Here is a 20,502-nt window from a genome sequence, read left to right on the forward strand (position 1 = left end):
TCTTGCCCACACCACTTTCCCAGCCTCTAACGCAAAAAGCACACTCCTCCATTTCTTGGAGAGTGTGCTTCACCCGTTACTCACATATTCACTTAAAATCTGTCGCGCTTTGATTCGCATCCCCTACTTCCTGCCATCCCCATAAAAGGCAACGAAACAGACTGCCCTGACAACCGCAAGTCTACCACAATCCCTTGTTGCTGCAACTCTTCTTTACTCACCTGAAAAGTGTACATAGATGTTGCAAGATCGATAGAGCAGCCACTATCAGCCAGCCTGGAAACAATTCCAAGGGTTCCATCGCTCGAGCCATCATCCATGAACGTTACTCGAAATCGTTTTCCGGTTAAAAATGCTTGAAATGTCAGCGCCCGAATGTACCATTCCACAACAGATGCATGATTGCGAGTAATCAAAATATAATGAATCCATTTCACGGACTGCGGTGTCTGCCGCACCTTCTGCCGATTATGCAGCATATGAATAATCACTGCAGCGGATACATAAACAGCCGCAATCCATATCAACTGGGCTACCATGGAGATGCACCTCCTCTGTATACCAACACTATATGCCGGCTTTAAAAGGTCGGTGACTGCCCAGAGTTCCTATCAAGCATAAACGCCTTCGGCGTCCTTGCGAGGACGGTAAGCGTTTAAGCGAGAAATATAAGACATAAAGTATAGTGTGAAACTTATACTTTCTTATATTTTAAAGGAACAAGCTGTGCTCTCCTTGATTTCATTCCTATATGTACCGTAAATCTGTAAAAATTTTTATAAAGTTACCCATCCATACTTGATGGAGTTGATTACTGCTTGCGTACGATCATCAACTTCCATTTTTTGCAAAATACTGCTAACATGGTTTTTGACCGTTTTTTCACTAATAAACAAATACTCACCGATCATTTTATTACTCTTACCTTCCGCCATCAGCCGCAGTACTTCTGCTTCACGACGTGTTAGAGGATTGTTATCACCGGCCACAAACTTAACTCCGGCTTCCTTCACTACCGTATCAGCAGCTACTCCAGTCTCATTAAGGTAAGTCATGCGCCGCAATTGATTGATTAGCTTTCCGGTAACCTTTGGATGAATAAAAGCGTGTCCCTCACAGACCGAACGGATCGCATTAATAAGGGATTCAGCCTCCATATCCTTCAATAAATAACCATTGGCACCCTTACGAAGGGTTTCAAACACATAACTCTCATCATCATGAATCGATAAAATAATTACCTTAACCTCTGGGAACATTTCCCGCAGTTTTTGAGTGGCCTCCACGCCATTCTCAATAGGCATATTAATATCCATCAGTACGATGTCTGGTTTAGTTCCGTTACAGAACTCTAATACCTGGATACCGTCACCACATTCACCAATGACTTCGATATCCTCCTCCATATTCAAAATACGTTTCAGCCCTTCACGAAAAAGCTGATGATCATCCGCCAAAAGAACTTTAATGGGCGTTTTAGTAGAGTTTAAGTTCTCCATCACATTACTCCTTCCCTTTCTCCACGTTCGTCGGAATGTGGATCACGATTGTTGTCCCCTGATTCTCGGCTGATATGATTTCCATTCTGCCTTCAAGCAGCTCTACACGTTCCCGCATACCTACTAGCCCGAAGCTTTCACGATTGCCCTGCGGATTTTTTAATTTCTGCACATTAAAACCTAATCCATTATCCTTGATCACAATCTTAATTAACTGCGCTTGGTAAGTAATCTCTACCAATACGAAACTCGGGTAGGCATGTTTAGCTGCATTAGACAAAGCTTCCTGGACCAATCGGTATACCGCTGCCTCCATGGCTGAAGATAGTCGATGTTCCTGACCTCTGGTTTCCAAGGTCGTCCTCAGCTTCGTCTTCTCCTCAAAATCATGCACATATTTCCGCAAAGTCGGAATTAATCCCAAATCATCGAGAGCCATCGGTCGTAAATTAAAGATGACCTTACGCATTTCTTCCAGGCTGTATCGAACCTGTCCTTTCAAATCTATTACTTCGTCCTGCACCAACCCAAATTCCTGCTTTACCAGCATTCTTTCTACAATTTCCGTCCTAAGGACTAGATTCGCCAGCATTTGAGCAGGACCATCATGAATTTCCCGGGCAATTCTCTTCCGTTCTTCCTCTTGAGCCAGGATTATCTTGAGTCCTATCATCTGTCTGTTCTTCGCAGATTCGACAATTCTCGTCACCTGACCTAGTTCTCCCGACAAATATTCGAGCACTACGCTCATTTGCGAACCAATTGACTCTGCGCGCTCTACAGAATTTTCGACACTGCGCACTCGCATTTGTAATTCATCACGTCTTGATCGAAGATAGACCTCTCGCTCACGCGTCATCATGAGTTCGAGCTGTAGCTCCGTAGCCTTCTCATAGGCAATACGGATATCCTTCTCCGAGTAGCGGACAAAGTCCCGGCTGACCTCTGTCAGCCGGATTCTGGAGCGATGATACTGCAGCTCCAGCTTGTCTACTTTTTTCAATGTCTCATCCGTTTCGTCCATGACCCGCTGCAGTTCTTTGTTGAGTGCAGCAAGTTCATCACGCGCAACCTGCAATATTTCAAAAATCTGATACTTGCTGCTCTCCATCACGTCGATGGTATTTTTAATGACGCGATCAATCGCATCGGTTTGAAATTCCACGGATGCTTGCCCCTTTTCTATCGAATCGTTTTAAAGGTTTTCCTTTATATTAACATATCACGATTCGATAGTTACGGTCTTCGTTTTCTGTTCCCATTTTACAGTTAATCCTAGCTGTTCAGAAACTAGTCTTAACGGTACTAAAGTCCTACCTTGTAAAATGATTGGTGCTACTTCAGCACTCTGACGTTTACCGTTCAGCAGATATTCTTTTTTATTTACAGTAAGATCCAGTGCCTTGGCTCCGCGTAATACCATGATCTTCTTATTCACCTGATCCCAAGTAGCGCTGCCTCCGAAAGCATCAAGGACATACCGAATTGGCACATAAGTACTGCCGTCTTTTACAATTGGAGCTACATCAATAGCTTTCTTTGTTCCGTTTACAGTCATTGCTTTCGAACCAATGCTCATGGAAGCCGTACCTTTCGGTAAGCCTGCATCACTAGAAAGCGATGGCATTGTAAACTTGATATTATCAACGGCAACTGTACCCGTCTTCGCCCGTTCATCTTGGCCTTCCTCTACGTTAACAACATAGAGTCTCTTCAGTGTTGCTGGGAATTTAATGCCTGAGCCTGACAAGTCAATGTTAATGTTCTTCCAACCATTCCAATCGATGATCTTCGCAAGATCCACATAAGCTGTAGCTCCACTGTTGTCTACAAATTCAGCACGCAGCCAATTCAAGCTCATATCGCCCATCACATCAACCGACATCGAAGTTGCAAGCGCTGGAACTGTTTTACCGCTTGTACCATTAAGCTGAGCATAAGCATACATTTTGCCGCTACCAGCTGTCATATCATAACTGAGTGACAGAACCTTGGAGCCTACTCTTTCAGCCGTTCCATCCACTATCGTTGCAGTACCCTGTACCGCTGGAACATTAGTAGTAAAGTCGATTGGATAGCTTACTTTCTCGAAATCTTCCCATGTTGTAGCTGCTGCTGTTGATAATACAACCACTGCACTAAATCCATCATAACGGGCAATAGCATAACCCGTAGTAACCCCTGCATCAACGGTGTTTACAGTAAGCTTGCCATCTTTCACGGCTCCCTTAAAACCTACAAACTCCCACTTCAGTGCGGAATCCGGAACATTGATAGTCGTTCCACTTTTCGTTGCCGCTGTAACAGGGACAGACACAGTAGTTCCGGCTGTCAGTGGCGCTGTAGCTGTACCTACACTCATACTGGAAAGATCATTACCACCCAAAACTGTAACAGTTGTAGAGGCGCTTGCAGAACCGCTTTTAGCCGTTAAGGTAACGGTACCTGGCTTCACTGCCGTTACTTCACCTGCACTTACCGTTGCGCTTCCGCCGCTTGATACCCAAGTAGGATTACCCGCTGCTACATCAATAGGGTTGTAGTAAGTGTCATAACCTTTTAAAGAATACGTTGCCTTTTGTCCAACCAGCAGTGCGGAACTTCCGCTAATTTTGATTCCTTTCACTTCACCTTGCGGTGCGTTAGTGTAGACACCAAGCCCGTTAACGATGCTACGTTGCTCTGTGCCATACTCTGTATTAAAAGTGAGTGTAGTAGCGGTTTCACCGAGGGGCCGGTCTACCATCGTTGTAGAGCCGCCTCCATCGAGATTAAGACCTTTCCAGACTCCAATATTCGTCATAAATGATTGCAGTTCGGTTAGAGACATCCCTGAACTATTACCATTTTTCTCAGCAGCAATTATATATACATAACGTCCGTCTTGGGAATATCCTAAAGCCGTGCGTGCACGATAGCCTCCAATGCTGCTAGTAGAACGAGAGAACGTTGCTGCTTTTCCGTTATTTACTAGAATCGTATGTCCGCCAATCATTGTTTCCAGATTCGCAGGATCTAACGATTGCTGTGTAGTCTTAGATTTCAGGGAATACACACTTGTTACAGGTTGTCCTACCGTCAAATGGGCAGTAACATATCGTGCGGCTAAGCCATGTGCCCGCAAAATATAAGCTCCCTTTGGAACCGCCATAGGAAGTGCAGCATTTTCAGAGATTTGAGTAACTATACCATTCTCAACAAGTACCTCAGTTGGAGTGGTGGAGCTATTTTTAGGACGATCAAGTGCAGTCCATACATCTGTGTAAATATACATAGCATTAGCATGACTATAAGTCGAGCTTCCGCCTTCAGGGCTATAAGCGCCTTTATTGATACCGGAGATCTCAAACTGTGCGCCATCTGGTGCGGTTACCATCCCCTCAAAGCTGTACTCGTCAATAATAGGTTTGCGATCTTTTGTCACTGCAAAGGCATACATTCCATCCAATTGTGAAGGTGTAGACACCAGTACTCCACCTGATACTTGTCCACCGATCGGAGCACCTTCTCCACCTGTATTAAAATAATCGCCATTTACTGCGGCCACGGCTCCCGTTTCCTTGGCCATCCCGCCAGTACTTTGCCGCGTAGTCAGGTTTCCACCTTTACCAGTCATTACATCTAAAGAAACATATGGATTGTTAAGATCTACTCGAATAACATCCGCTAGACCAGAAGCACTCGCCCCAGAACGTGTAGTAGTATATTTATATTTCATCATAATGGCGCCCGAAGTAATTACTTCTTCTCCCAGCTTACTTACCTTAAAAGGAGCTGTAGCTGCTGCCGCAATTGGTGCAGATCCCTGACCCAAAAGCATCATACCTTCACTGCCGATTACCGGCATAATCCATAACACACCAGCCAATGAAGCAGCAATCCACTTTTTAGTGGAAGATAATCTTATTCCCCGTACAACCTCGCTACTCTTCTTCTCCATGAAAACTTCATTCATTTCAACGTAACTCTCCCATCTCTTTTGTACTCTATCAGTCCATATCAATGTCTGGAAACTGGTTCCTATTTTTCTAGTACTCTTTTAATAGACTGAAAATAAGCCAAAAAGTTGCGAAATTGAGAGATTTCAAGCTTTATAGAGTCGAAATTGTCATAATTAGACGACAAAAAAAAGCCCGGCATAATTACCGGACTTTACCAATTAATTCTTTGTTTACAAGAGTTGTTTACAGGTAATCTGCCTGTTTCAACATCCGCTGCAGCATCACGGCAGCTTGAGCACGGGTGGCATTGCCCTGAGGCTGGAACTCACTTGCTGTCATGCCCAAAATTATCCCTGATTGCACTGCCTTGGCGACGAACTCAGCACTTTGATTCTGAATCTTCGACTTATCCTTGAATTTTGCAAGCGTTGAGGCAGAAGTACCGCTTAGTGTAATAGGATGATTGGTATATTCCATCGCACGGATCATCATGATCGCCATCTGCTCGCGTGTTATATTATCATTCGGACGGAAAGTACCATCCGTGTTCCCTGTAATAATTCCAGCTTTAGCCGCTGCGCCAATGTAGTCTCCAGTTTGTGTAGAAGGCTGCACATCCCGGAAACGTTGTGCGGTCTCACGATCTCCTAGCAAGCCTAGACCTCGACTGAGCATTATAGCAAACTCAGCACGGGTAATTTTTTTCTCCGGATTAAACGCACTACCGTAGCTGTTATCAATAATATTCTTTGCGTTAAGCTCAGCTACGATTGCATTACTCCAATGCTTACCCATATCCGTGAAGGCTCTGGTGGACAAGAAAGTCCCTAAAATCTGATTACCAGCGGTACGAGCACGGATAACCGTATAGTTACCGACCGTACTGACCTTTGTAGGTAGATAAGCCGCATCGTAGTAGGAAAGGTCCAATCTGGCCGCAGATGTCTGCGCACTATTTAATGAAGAAGTAGTACGTACGGTATATTCTCCTGGTACAGTCAGTGCCTTGGCATTCGAATAATTACCACTAACGATCGCCGTCACCCGGACATCCATAAGACTAGTAATAGTTCGCATACCCATCGTCTGTAGCTTTTGCTCAAAAGGTGTAAATGTACCTGCTGGAACTTTATCCAAGCGGAACACGAGCGAGATATTTTTACTGTCCGAGATTAGGCTGCTCGCCAGCCCATTCATATCAATATCATCAAGCCCTACGCTAAATAGGTTGTCTCCATGACGAATCATGAACTTAGTATTTTTATTACGGTTCACCGCGTCTAGTAATGGTTTTAGCGGAGCAGTTACAAAAGCTGCTTGCTCCGTGGAAGGAACCTCAAAAGCCAATACATCATTATTCATCTTATACAGATATTCATAACTGGCAGCTATTCGATCTGCGTTTAAAGTATATCTTTTTACCGATTGATTATATACAGAACGGTCATCCACAATTTGCGAGGAATCGCTCTTTAATAGTGCATACTCTTTTCCAAACTCACTCGTTGCAAGTGTTCCTAGGTAGGATGGACGATTTCCAGATCCAGTGGTCACGCCAGTTAGATTCTGAACTGATAAAGCTGAGAATGAGGATAGTGTATTCCCACTCAAATCCTTAATCGTTCCGGTACCAGACATATAGGACAGGTCCACTGTTTGACCGGTCTTCACAACCGAGGATAACGTTATTTTCAGAATATTGCCTGAGATATAGTAGGATTGCACCCCCAAGCTGCTGCCATCTGCTCGAACTCCAAACTGATTCGCGTAGAGGGAACCGGATGCCTGCATATTCTTTGCAAAAGTAACGGTTAACTCGTCACCTGAAACGGTCGCTGAATTAATCTCAGGTATAGTAGTGCCGCTGTTTTCTGAGATGGATACAGGCTGCAGGTTAATATACGCCGCTCGGTTTCCATTCAAATCGCTCACCCCGGCAGAACCCGGCACATAAGATATAGTCACATTCTGATTCACCGTCAGCGCTGTCTGAAGCGTCAAAGTGACCTGAGTGCCGCTGACCGATACATTAGTTACATAATTAGGCGTGCTGCCCACTAACACAGAGAATTGGCTATTCAGTGGGAGATTGGTTGTAGACAAGCCTTCATTATAATTCAAAATGATTTTAGTGCCGCCTCCGGTTGCACTTTGAAACACTGGCGCAATCGTATCGTTACTGTTACGGATATTGAAATCAGTAAAGTCCGCAATATTTTGTCCATAAGAATTCAGCAAAGGATACGAACCTGCATAGTAGGACACCCGAACGTTCTGTCCATTTGATGCTTCACTGCCCAATGTTAAATATACTGTATTGCCACTGGAACTGATCGAGTTGACCCCAAGTGAGCTTCCATCTGCAGTCACTGAGAACTGGTTATGAGCGTAATAGGAAACCGATTTAAGTGTGTCGTTAAAATTTAATACTACAGATCTCCCCGTGATTCGCCCGTCTTTAGGTGTCGGCATGGAGGACTCAATGGAGTTCGTGATCTGTTTAGAGCTAAAAGTGCTCGCTGCATTTCCGCTTGGATCCTGAATCGTCCGCAGTCCGCCATTATAGCTGACCTTTACAATCTGCCCAACTGCTACTCCTGTACTCAGCACCAGATAAGCGCTGTCTCCCTGAATATAAACACTTTCAATCGCTCGATTCTCGTCGTTCACCGTAACTCCAAAGCTTGAGGTTAACAGCGCTATGGATGAATTGAGAGATTCATTATATTTCAGACGAATGGTTCGGTTATTCTCAAGCTGTGCTGATGTGAGCTGTGGAGCTGTTTTGTCCAGAGACAAGGTCTTGAAGCTCCATGAATTTTTACCACTTAATCCGTCATATAGAACGTTAGCATCACTTGCATCTACAAAAGCCCCTTTGGCGATATCAATGTAATAAGTTGAATCACTATCTAACGCTACAGAAGGTGTGATTATAAATTCTTTAGCTGTAGTGGTACTCCGAGTAACGTTAACCGGCACCTGAGATCCTCCGCTTTTATATAGAGCCACACCATTGGCCACTGCACTGTTGTAATTCACATCCCGATTAAAAGCGATCGAAAAGGATCTGTTGTTAGCAATAGATTCACTTCGATCAGATGGATTCAAAGCACTTACGCCAAGTCCAGTCAAAGATACCGTTGTGAAGGTCCAAGTGTACGGGCCCGAGGCAGGAAATACATTTCCATCTTGATCATAAAAAGCACCCTGGGGGATCGTAACTGTATATTGTGTGCCGTTTAGCAGAGGTGAGGCTGATGACGCTGGATTCAATGTTATGGTTCTGCTGCTTCCTCCAGTAACGGCTGGGGAGTTCACATTAAGCCATCTTGTTCTAGCATCGTTAGCTGCCCCTGGGGACACCGTAATTACACCTGATGCAGGCATCATTGGACGGTCAAAAGTGAGCTGTAGCGCCCCTGTGGTAGATATACCACCTGCACCGTTAGCCGGTGATGGAGTCATCGGAATTTCAGCTACACCTTTCGTAGTGAAACTCCATACATTCCCGCTAGAAATACCAGCAAACGTTCGATTATCAACATCTTTAAAAGCGTAGGCATCAATAAGAACATAATAATTTCCTCCGGCTGCCAATGCTTTCTCTAATGTTAATTTAACTGTAGTGGAGTTAGCATCAGTTTGAACGTTTACTCTACTGTCATCATCTTTAATTCTGAACTCTTGCACTGTTGTATTATCTGCTGAGGACAGGATTCGGATAGAACCCCCACCTTTTAACAGCTGCTTATTTAGTGTCAGACTAAGTTCCTTTAAACTCCCGGCATCTACTCTTGCATTATTAGCCGGTGAAAAGTTGCCTGCCGAGATAGCTGTATTACTCTCAGGAGCGGTGGTAAATGCCCATGAAGTAAGTCCTGATTCATTACCCTCATTATCTTTGAACAATCCTTTGGGAATTGTGACCGTGTATGCCTTATTCGGAGTGAATTGTTGGTTTGGCCCTAACTTAAGCTCGTAATCTTTTGAACTACCAATTAAACCATAACTACCAATAGGAATCGTCACAAAAGGTGTACTATCACCCTGGCCCGTGATGGTAATTTCTCCAGCCTGCGGGTTTACTTGACGATCAAAGCTTAATTTAAGAGATGACCCGATATTTACATAGGTTGCTCCAGGTGCTGGCGACACACTAATGCCAAATTCCGCTGCAGCATGTACTGCCGATATTCCAATTCCGATAGAAGGATACCCTGTTCCAAGTACCAGTTCTCCTGCTAGAAAAATTGCCGTCCATATTGAAATTTTTCTTTTCATGCCGTGATAGACTCCTCTCAAACCATACTAACGTCTTTATGTATATTCTTATATTTCGGTTAAAGGGCTTACAAAGTTTAGTAGTCTACTTCTCTATGATTAGAATCAATTCTAATTCTGCCCATTACATAAAAATAGCCCGCAGAGCTGACACTAAGTGCCAACTTGCGGGCTTAACGTATTATAAGAACATATAATTAACTACAATCCTGCCTGACCTCTGAGTAATTCCGCTTTATCTACGCGTTCCCAAGGAAGATCAACATCAGTCCGTCCAAAATGGCCGTATGCTGCAGTCTGTCTATAGATCGGTTTACGCAAATCAAGCATGGAGATAATACCCGCAGGGCGAAGATCAAAGTTGTTGCTGATCAGTTGAACCATCTTTTCCTCACTGATCTTACCTGTTCCGTATGTATCCACATTAATCGAGACAGGAGTAGCCACACCAATGGCATAAGCAAGCTGGATCTCACATTTATCAGCTAGACCCGCAGCAACAAGATTCTTCGCCACATAACGAGCAGCATAAGCCGCAGAACGGTCCACTTTAGTTGGATCCTTACCAGAGAATGCGCCGCCGCCATGACGAGCATATCCGCCATACGTATCAACGATAATCTTCCGTCCAGTTAGACCGGCATCCCCTTGAGGACCACCAATCACAAATCGTCCTGTTGGGTTAATAAAATACTTAGTTTCAGCATCGAGCAGTTCCGCAGGAACAACCGGCATAATTACATGCTCTTTAATATCTGCTTGAATTTGTTCAAGAGAAATTTCTTCTGCATGCTGTGTAGATACTACGATAGCATCCACGCGTACAGGCTTCTCATCTTGATACTCGATCGTAACTTGTGTCTTCCCGTCAGGACGCAAATATTCCAAAGTTCCGTTCTTACGAACTTCAGATAAGCGACGAGCAATACGGTGAGATAAAGCGATCGGTAGCGGCATCAGTTCAGGTGTCTCATTCGTAGCAAAACCGAACATTAAGCCTTGATCACCCGCACCAATATTTGCCGTTTCTTCAGCCAATTGTGCTGGATCACGGTGCTCGAGAGCAGAGTTTACACCTTGAGCAATATCAGCTGACTGCTCATTAAGTGAGCTCAATACTGCACAAGTATTATAATCGAAACCATATTTTGCACGTGTGTAGCCAATTTCTTTAATGGTATTGCGTACGATGGCAGGAATATCTACATACTCAGATTTGGTACTGATTTCCCCGATCACCAAAACAAGACCAGTTGCTACTGCTACTTCGCAGGCTACACGAGCATTTGGATCATTAGCTAAAAATGCATCCAATACCGCATCGGAAATCTGGTCACAGATTTTATCCGGATGCCCTTCCGTCACGGACTCAGAAGTAAACAAATGACGCCCTTTAATAGACAAGTATAACAACCTCCCTTATGGTTAGTCTGACACTGTATAAGGAGTTCCTTAATAATCACAGGCCAAATTAATAAAAAACTATAAAACAAAGAAACTCGGGGGCCTGTTCTTTTTATGAAGGATGATTGCAGTATTTCATGTTTATATTCACTAAACTCTTCAAAAAAATGAACCTTTCCCATATGGAAAAGGTCTAAGGCTTTCCTCAAAAGTCATATTATCTTATTTGGGAGGTGGTGTCAATTATTCCGAAGCCCCTCCATCATAGTATAAATATTGATTCCACAGTATTAAAAAGAAATATCAGATAGGATTAATAAGAATTCTTTCCCTGATATTATTAAAGAAGAGACTGTTCGGCTTGCTTAATAAGTCTCTTCGTGATTTCTCCGCCAACAGAGCCATTATCTCTTGAGCTAAGATGTCCAAGATACTGGCGACGGCCAGAACCACTACCTCCGATTGCTCCTAATTCAGAAGCAAACTCTGTGTCTGCTCCGCCTCCATAATGCGCTCCATATAAACCAAATTCAGCTGCAATTTCATATTGCATTTGCTTCAGCATTGCCCGACTTTCCGGTACCACTGTGCGATTGTTACGTGCCATGTTACAGCACCTCCTGTGAATTTGTAAGATTACAGGAATATTGTGCGTCCAACAGCTACTCTTCAATCGCGCCAATGATTTGTAACTTTGGAAATCAGTTTGAAGGTATGATTAAGTACTTTTACGGGCATTATGAATATATAACTATTACAAATTATTTTAGTGTATATCCACCACGAACCATGACAACAAGGCCAAGAGTTTGTCCTGATTGCACAGTAATACCACGACCATCACGAGGGAAAGATAATAAATGGTTAGTCGGTGCAGCTACTCCATTGGCAAGGTCTTTACCATCCGTTAAATCAGCAACACCATTTGCATCCTGAGAATAGATAACCGCTTTACCCGCACGAACGATAAATTCAGCGCCTGCGGAAGCAATTAAGGTTTGTCCTGGTTTTACATCGACAATTACGGATTCATTACTGCTAGTAGTCGGGTTTGTTGTAGCTGTTGGAGCTGAGCTTGGACTCGGAGTAGCTGTAGCTACTGGAGCTGTGCCTGCACCACCATTAAGTGCCTTCTGAATTTGCTGATCTACATAGCTTTTAGTAACCACTGGGTCATCCGCTGTTCCAGGTTGCGAGCCTACACCTGCACCTTCAGCAGTAACATTTATTAGTGATCCAGCCCATATACCACCAGCCAGCAATACAGCTGCAGTTGATACTTTCCATATCGATTTCAATGAAGTTCCTCCTCAGGAGCGGGATAAATGCCTATAAAAAAAGAATAGCCTCCGAAGAGGCTATTCTTGCTTCGTAAAGGAAGCTAATTATCTTACAGTGAGTTTTGTATCAGGAACAACTGTAAGGTGATCTTTGTCAGATGCGTTAGCATTTGCCTTAACTTGAACAGTAAGGGAATCAACAGTGTTCAAATCAGTGATCTTTTTACCGTCAACGCTAATTTCCAACAATACTTTACCCTCATCGCTACCAGTACCAAGTGTTACTTTCGTAATGGTTGCAATTCTTGCTACATTGCCATCTAATCCTACAACGACTTCGAAGTCTGTTGCATCAACGTCGTGTACAAGAGCATTTGAGAAAGTCAATGCCAGGTATCCAGCGTTAACACTGTTAATAGCCGCTTCAGTCAATTTAGGAGCTGTTGTATTTTTAAGTTCAACAGTTCTGGAAGCTGAAGTAGTTTGTTCCATTCCGTTTCCTGCGGCATCAGAGATACCAACGGCTTTAAACGTGTAGTCTTTAGTCGTTGTAATTCCGCCTACTGGAATAAATACATTTACTTTAGTAAATGTTGGTTTAGTAGCATCACCTACTACAGAAGCTTTATCCACAACTGCATAGGAACCGGTAGGTAGAGCAGCATCGTTCAGGACATAGCTGTTTCCATCGCGAAGCGAAGCTACATTCAAACCTACGTTATCTTCAGCAGTTACTGTGAATTGGTGATAACCATCTTGACCTTTGTTAGTTGTTTCATAGACTACAGATGTAACAGTAGGTCTCTTGTCATCGTTGGTAATAACTTTTTCAGCAGTAAGAGTAACTGTAGCTGCAGCGGAGGCATTAGGTGTTCTAGCTTTATCCTTCACCAATCCAGCTGTAAGACGAACTGTGTAATCGCCGCTCAAAGTTTTTGTGTTATTAACAGTCAACTTAGCGCCTTTTACTTTAGTATTGGTAGGTCCAGCAGTGATTGTTTCAGAAACAGCACCTGTGGATTCGTCAATAATACTAACTGTTCCACCTGCAAGAACGATATCTTCGCTGAATGTAAGCACAAGACCACTAGAACCGTAAGTAGCAGATACTACAGTTGGAGCAGTAGCATCCTTAGTCAGAGTAATCGCTTGATTCAAGCTTGATCCAAGTGTGTTGCCCAGTGTATCACGAACAGCTGCTTGGAATTGCAGTGTACCAGTGAAAGTTCCGGAAGATGGGAACGAGAAACCACTAGGTACTTGTAGTTTGATTGTGTCACTGTCGGATGTTGTAATAACGTTCATGTTACCAACCTTATCACCGTCAGCTTTGAGCAAGTGAACATTACCTTTGAAAGATGCAACGTTAACTTTTTTGTTGAATTTAACATTTACATATTGGTCGCTATCTGTAGTAACGCTAACGATCTGCGGAGCAGCTGTATCAGCAGTTACTGTAACACTTGTTTTAATTGTGTCTGCTACGTTACCAGCAAAATCAGTAACTTTAGTTAATGTTACATCATAAGCTGTACCAGTTTTCAGTGCAGTAGTTGAAGTCAATTTGAACGTGTCAGCAGATTCTCTTGTTACAGATGCAAGAGCACCGTTAACATTAGCAGTAAAACCATATTGTTTTACAGGCTCGCTAAATTGTACAAATACTTCTTTAGTCGTTTCCTTAGCTACGGAATTGATAACCTTAACTGTTGGAGCAGTTGTATCAGCAACTGTCAACAAAGTAGTGTAAGCTGCAACTTTAGTTCCAGCTGTTGTCAGAACACTGTCACTTACTAATACTGTGTATTGGCCTTTCAGGTAGTCAGTTTCAACTGCGTTGAAAGTGATTGTCAGTTCAGTACCAGCTTCGTTCAAGCTTGCAGCTGCACCATCAACAGTTACCTTTGTTCCACTAACAGCAACAAGTTTAACAGCATCTTTAATCAGCTTTCCATCATCAATTACACTTTCTGCATCAACAACGCGGTTGAATTTAACAACCACTTGTTTAGCGTTTGGAGCTTCTACGGACAGAACCTTAGGAGCTGCCAAAGTTACTTTAGTAGTGTAGTCATGATTATTGTGTTTGAAGGAAATTGAAGTTTCAACGCCTTCTACAAGTGCAGTAGTCAAAGTTACAGTAGTAGTAGTTTTGTCAGAGAAAGTTACAACTACGCTAGTTGGGCTTACTGCTTCAGCAGAAGCTACAGTAGGAGCTGCTTTCAATTGATCAACAGCATATGCTGTTTCAACTACCAAAGAACGGCTAGCGTTAGCTTTGAAGTTAGTGTCTTTAGCAATCAGACCAGCATCGATTACTGCTTGAGCATAACCTTTAGCCCATGCAGATGCACTGTTGTCAGATGTTGCTGGAGTTTCAAGTTTCAAAGCGCGGAACAATACAGCCGCTACTTCTTCAACTGTTACTTTACCATTGTAGTCGAAGATACCTTTAACAGTATCTTTACCTTGCATCAAGTTAGCTGCAGTAACAGCTTCGATGTAAGGAACTGCCCAGTTCTTAGCGTTGTAACCTTTGTCTTTGTAAGACAATTTGTTAGTTACTTCAGTAAGATCGAACAATTTAGTAACGATCTTCGCGAATTCAGCGCGAGTAAGATCTTTTTCAAGGTGAGCTTGACCATCTGGGTACCCATTGAGAATACCTTTTGCTGCCAAAGCGTCAAATTTTTGTTGCGGAGTTGCTGCTGCGTCACCAAACGCTACAGAGGCAAACATCGAGAATGCCATTGCTGTAGATAATGCTACGGATAAAATTTTCTTCATAACCTTTTTTTCTCCTCCTTGGACGTTCATAAACTGAGATTTTTCTTTAGTTGAGTAGCTCGTGTCACTCATTAGCCGATGCACCCCCTTTCCAGAGTTGAGCAAATTAAGTATAAATAATGTCTGTGACGGGTATCACAGAAACTGGTAAACAATGATCAGGACATGACAATACTAGATTCCTAATTATACCTAAGTATTATACAATGTGCCTCAAGTCACGTAAAGCTAATTTTTCCATTTTGTTAAATTCGCTTTACCAGCGGTTAATTTCAACTGCCTGTGTAAATGACTCTACACCTTAAACGCAGAAGATTTGGAAAAGTTGCGGTTTCTCAAAAAAAATCTTTTCTTTTTTCGTTTCCCGGTACAATCCCAATAGAAGATACATATGTATGTTCTACTAACTATTGTTAATCTTGGGTTGCCACGGAAAATAGTATACCATAGTCGTTTTCTAAACGTCATTATGCAATATTTACTAAGTATCATTAACACTAGTGCCATTTATTTAAACATTCCTACAAAGTTTGAGTATAACGGGGCTGAAAGACCAGATTTCTCACATTCACCGTAAGCTGTTTATATGGTGGCTTCCCTTCTGAGCTTCAGCTCTTAAAGCTATAACCTAAAAACCTTCGCTTATAGGTTCAATCAAATATGTTCTTTCTTGGTTAGCCTACTGGTTCATTACTTTGATGATTCGTAAGCTAATGGCTACTACTTACCGTCACCATTCGGAGATCCGCCCTATAGAACACAACAAAAAAGCGCCGTTGCCGGCGCTTGCTTCTATTACAGTAGGGTCTAACGAATCTTCATAGATAACTGGATCAATTCCTGACGCTTTTCAGGACTTGAGTTTACATTGTCGTACATTGCATCAATAGCTGCGCGATTCTCGCGGTAGCTCTTCTCATGCTTAATTGTAGTATGAGACCATTCGATCAGAGCGTTCTCAGCAACGACAAGCTCATTGTAGGAATCATGGAATCCTGTAGCCTGCACAAGCTCTTCCATAACCTCCTGTGTAATCTCCTGTAGTGCCCGCTTAGCCGCAATTTCCTTTTCTAACACTTTTGCTCTATTCTCAAACATATTCTTGGCTTTCATGTAATCCAACTGTGCTTTTGCTAAAATCGGTTTCATGGTTGGCTTTCACCTTTCAGAAAATAATATTTTCTACGTTATTGTATCGTAAATCTAAGAAGAATACAAAATATATGTCTTTGGTAATTGCTCTCATTACATTAAAACACCGGTCTGCGAATATTTTTTCGCAGGCCGGTGAACATTTTTTTGCTCTAGTTAAAGTTCTTAGGGAAGATGCTTGTACTCTTTTGCAAGAGTGCAACTGTAATCTTTCCAGCCTCCGCTCTAGTCAACTTACCCTTTGGATTAAAGTTATATACGGGTTTCTTCTGTCCTGTAACTGTCACGGCGCTTCCTTCCATAATCTTAGCTTTGGACACAGCCTCAATCGCAGGACGTGAATAGAAATCCATATTACTCGTATCAACAAACGATTTACTTAAGGTTGCCAAGAGTTTATTGTCATTCAAAGACATCTTCAGCTTCAGCGCCCTAGCTATCATTACTGCCGCTTGTTCACGCGTTAAGGCTTGGTCAGGGCCAAAGAAGCCATCACTTAGTCCTGTAACAATACCTGCCCTAGCAGCAGTCTCAATATGTTTGAAATCCCATGTGGCCGAAACCGCTTGTGGCACAATATCGAAGAATGTTTGTTTACTTGTATCATAGTTCAAAGGAATACTCAATGATTTTACGAGCAATGTAGCAAACTCGCCACGAGTCGTTAAATCATCTGCACCGAATGCATCTGCACGAAGATTAGTCATGAAACCCTTAGAGTACAATCCATTCATAATATTTCTGCCCCATGGATGATTCGTAATATCAACAAAACCACGACGTAGCTTCATAACAGTATAATAACCAAACTCATCAAATGGAACTGTAATGGTATGTTTCTTCGTATCTACTACACCACCTACGTTTTCCCATTTTCCTGAATCGGTATACCGGAATACTGTAATTGTCGAACCCACTTCATCTACGATGCTAGAATTAAATGTAAGCGTCAATTCACCGCGTTGAGAAGGTACAATTTTACGGGTTTGACTGTACTGCGTAAAATACCCCGTCTTCCCGCTAGCGTCCACAAAATGCGGAGTAACGCCATTGGTTTCAATGTTAACACCGTCTTCTCCTAAGCCACCGCTGAGCCAGTAGATATCGGATACTCTTGAAAAGTTATTCGTGGAAACGGTTGATGTGAAACGCAATGCGAGATCCTGCGGGATCACAAGTTGACCTCCGCCGCCTTCAGTTCTGTCATCGCTACCAGTGACGTTAATAATATTTCCGTAATCATTCTTACGTTCAACGACTCCATCAGCGGGATCCGCAATACCAAACAATAATTTTGTATTAGGATAATATTTCGCAGCACCAGAGCTAGTAAATCCCTTCATAATTGTTCCTTTAGGGAAATTCAATTCTAGAGCTTTATTGAAAACACTATACTTCGTAGCTACCTTTTCTGCCATATACTGCGTGTCGATCTGTACTGCACTGGCATAATAGACATCTATAGTATCGCTAATTGTAGAGTTAGCACGAACAATTTGAATCTTAATTGGCGTGGATTTGTCTGCCTTCAAACCTACATAATCATAGGTGAAACGATCTGAATTTGGAATATCTGTACGTTTCTTAGCTTCATCTTTACCAATTATTACTTTAGTCGCGCCCTCGGCCTCAATATCAAAACGAACAAAGTTTTTGTTAACGACGATTTGTTTACCTACTGTCGGTACAGGTGAAAGAAGACGATATGGCGCTAATTCTCGTACTACCTCAAGACGTTGTGTAGTTCTTGCTCCTGTTTTGTTAATAAGCTCAAGCGTATAAACTTGACTTCCTGGGGTATCAAACCTGATATCACGTAAACGCAAGATAAAGTTCTTAGCACTTCCGATGTACTCATAGTACAAGCCATTTGCAGTCAACTCATCTGGATAACGTTTTGGTCCAATAGGTTCCTGTTCGATGTCCGTGAGCAGCTTATCTTGTCCTGTCGAAGAAAAGACCAACGTAGAACCTTGATACAGATTCAGGGTCGTAGCACCACTACCTTGTAGCACCAAATCGAATTTATCTTTGCTCGTTGTATACTTTTCATCCTTGTATACAATTTCTGCTGGCAATGCCAAAATGGCATTGCGCTCAACTTCATTAGAAAGTGTTGTTTTTGTAAAAGGTAAGCGATTATCTCCCAAAGTAGGGTGGAATTGTTTTACACCAGAAATATTAGTATCAATGATATAGAGTTTCAGTTCCTTTTTGATAATCCGTTGATTGCCTGCATTATCAATTGAGACTCCTGTAAATACGATTTTGTTCTCACCATACACAAGAGGCCCTGTCTGACTAATTTTCAAGTCAAAATTGAAAGTGGTTTTGTTTACTGTTGAATTTTTTTCTACCTCAAGCTTAAATGGTTTATCCGTTAATGAATTACTATCAATACCATTAATTTGTACTTGTGCACCAGCGATATTTTCAAATCCAATATATTCGCCGGCTACCGTTAAAGTATTTTCGGCACTAGAATCGAATTCGTAGGTTTGTCCGTCCTGCAGATTGCTTACGTAAATATAGTTTTTAGATACATATGAAATATCAGCATTATAATAAGACTCCGATCCTGTGTATCGGAACTGTACTTTCTGTTGACCATTCGAGAAACCCGTTATTTTATATACGTATTCGTTTGTACCGAGACTTGGAACAGTAACTGAAGTTATGAGTAAAGGTTTATTACTCAGAGGTAAATAGTTAGCAGTTAAAACAGCTGAAGTTGATTTATTTGTTTTTGCCATAATGTAGAAAGTATCTGTCTCCACCTGTTGTCCATTTAATGGCAGTTTTGAGATATTAGTAAGATCTCCTGAACCCGTATATCCAGGAAGAAAATACATTTCTGTTATAACAGTCTCATCTTTCAAGAATTTATAAGAATAGAGATGAGAACTACTGTGAGTGCCATAATCCAAACTTAACTTAAAGTCATTTACACCAGGGAGAATATCCAGATTTGTGTTAGTCGTAAATTTAACCAACTTGTACGTTGGAGTAACGCCATCAGGACCAGGAATAGTTAATTCCTCTTCCACTTTTTTTATTGTAACAACTTTCTCATTACCAGTACCTTTATTGAGGGTTAGTTTAGCATTTGTTTCGAATGGAGCTACGTTATAAGGCACCAATACCTGCCCTGTAAAGCCGGCAACACTAGGTGTCAGGTCAGCAGTTAATGTCGGTACTTTGTCATTTAGAATATTATAGTCGACTGAATTATGATTGATGTTCAAAGAAGCAAACGGTTGATCCTTATCAAAGAAATAAACCGATCTGTCAATGGTTATAGAATCCGAAGCATTTTGAATTACGATTTTAAGAGTACTTAATCCCGGATTCAAATTCAAAGCAGGTGTAAAAAATGTTCCGTCTTCCAATAAGGAGGTTTGCAGAGCTGTTCCACCATTCACGGAGACACTAACTTTAGTTGCATTCGCTACTTTACCTTGGAGAGTAACTGTAGATACCGGCACAACTACCTGTGTTCCTTCATTTAAGTTCAGTGCAGAAGGTCCACCCAATACTTTTAATTCCGTTACGTAAGGTACTTGATCATAAAGCACATAGAAAGATTCAGAACGTTGGAGATTACCTTGCATACCAGAGAAAGTAATCTTATTAAAGCCTGTATACAGAACAAGACCAGACGCTACGAAGCGATTGTCTGGACTGTTGTTATCTGTCGTAACTGTTCCAGTAGTTAAGCGAGTCGAATCCGTTACCCATTTTTTAGTTGTATCCTGAGTAAGCTGCTCAACAGTAACCTTCATTGTAGATGAGGTTACTTGTGAGTAAGTCCCTGTAATCGAAAAGGTAGGATTACTTATTTTGTAGACACTAGAACGGCTAATTAACCCCTCTGGATTTGGAGTTGCTGTTGTTGGCACAACATCTTGCTTCAACAGAACGGTATTTCGTAATGTGAGATCATCCGGACTGAAGAAAGTCGTAGAGCTCGTGGTAGCCGCTGCCGCTATCGGCGTGTATTTACCTGGGAACATAGAAACGATCAAAGCCGCCAGCATCAGCCAAACGAACGGTCTCTTAAAGCGTTGCATGTGTTATATCTCTCCTTTGAGTATAAGTTCTCGTAAACCTTCACTTTGTTCTTTATCGGTCATAAGTAGTGATATTTTTAGGGAA

At 42.2% G+C, this 20,502-nt stretch carries 11 protein-coding genes; all 11 read right to left on the reverse strand.

Annotation, left to right across the window (positions count from 1 at the left end; all coding sequences use genetic code 11):
* Positions 1-92: 92 nt before the first annotated feature.
* On the reverse strand, positions 93-539 hold the full coding sequence (locus tag H70737_RS27520; protein ID WP_042192424.1) for a glycosyltransferase family A protein: 447 nt from the start codon (positions 537-539) through the stop codon (positions 93-95).
* 237 nt (positions 540-776) lie between these two features.
* Positions 777-1,499 carry a response regulator gene (locus tag H70737_RS27525; protein WP_042131342.1) on the reverse strand — a complete coding sequence of 241 codons (723 nt, stop codon included), beginning with the start codon at positions 1,497-1,499 and terminating at the stop codon, positions 777-779.
* A 4-nt stretch (positions 1,500-1,503) separates the two neighbouring features.
* The gene (locus H70737_RS27530; RefSeq protein ID WP_042192427.1) at positions 1,504-2,664 is read right to left on the reverse strand and encodes a sensor histidine kinase; all 1,161 of its coding nucleotides are present in this window, start codon (positions 2,662-2,664) and stop codon (positions 1,504-1,506) included.
* 57 nt (positions 2,665-2,721) lie between these two features.
* On the reverse strand, positions 2,722-5,454 hold the full coding sequence (locus H70737_RS27535) for a stalk domain-containing protein (RefSeq protein ID WP_081951226.1): 2,733 nt from the start codon (positions 5,452-5,454) through the stop codon (positions 2,722-2,724).
* 229 nt (positions 5,455-5,683) lie between these two features.
* A complete protein-coding gene (locus H70737_RS27540; protein ID WP_042192429.1) occupies positions 5,684-9,724 on the reverse strand; it encodes an Ig-like domain-containing protein in 4,041 nt (1,346 codons plus the stop codon).
* A 201-nt stretch (positions 9,725-9,925) separates the two neighbouring features.
* Positions 9,926-11,128, reverse strand: a complete 1,203-nt coding sequence (gene metK, locus H70737_RS27545) for a methionine adenosyltransferase (protein ID WP_042192431.1) — start codon at positions 11,126-11,128, stop codon at positions 9,926-9,928.
* 340 nt (positions 11,129-11,468) lie between these two features.
* Positions 11,469-11,735, reverse strand: coding sequence for an alpha/beta-type small acid-soluble spore protein (locus H70737_RS27550; protein ID WP_042192433.1), 267 nt, complete (start codon positions 11,733-11,735; stop codon positions 11,469-11,471).
* A gap of 154 nt (positions 11,736-11,889) precedes the next feature.
* On the reverse strand, positions 11,890-12,426 hold the full coding sequence (locus H70737_RS27555) for a hypothetical protein (RefSeq protein WP_042192435.1): 537 nt from the start codon (positions 12,424-12,426) through the stop codon (positions 11,890-11,892).
* A gap of 87 nt (positions 12,427-12,513) precedes the next feature.
* Positions 12,514-15,195: an Ig-like domain-containing domain gene (locus H70737_RS30055; RefSeq protein WP_197071252.1), complete on the reverse strand. Its 2,682-nt coding sequence runs from the start codon at positions 15,193-15,195 to the stop codon at positions 12,514-12,516.
* A gap of 807 nt (positions 15,196-16,002) precedes the next feature.
* Complete coding sequence (locus H70737_RS27565; RefSeq protein ID WP_042131350.1) at positions 16,003-16,344, reverse strand: hypothetical protein; 342 nt, start codon at positions 16,342-16,344, stop codon at positions 16,003-16,005.
* Between the two features lie 155 nt (positions 16,345-16,499).
* Positions 16,500-20,417: an S-layer homology domain-containing protein gene (locus H70737_RS27570; RefSeq protein ID WP_042192437.1), complete on the reverse strand. Its 3,918-nt coding sequence runs from the start codon at positions 20,415-20,417 to the stop codon at positions 16,500-16,502.
* Positions 20,418-20,502: the final 85 nt, after the last annotated feature.

The organism is Paenibacillus sp. FSL H7-0737, assembly GCF_000758545.1.
GTDB lineage: Bacteria > Bacillota > Bacilli > Paenibacillales > Paenibacillaceae > Paenibacillus_AQ.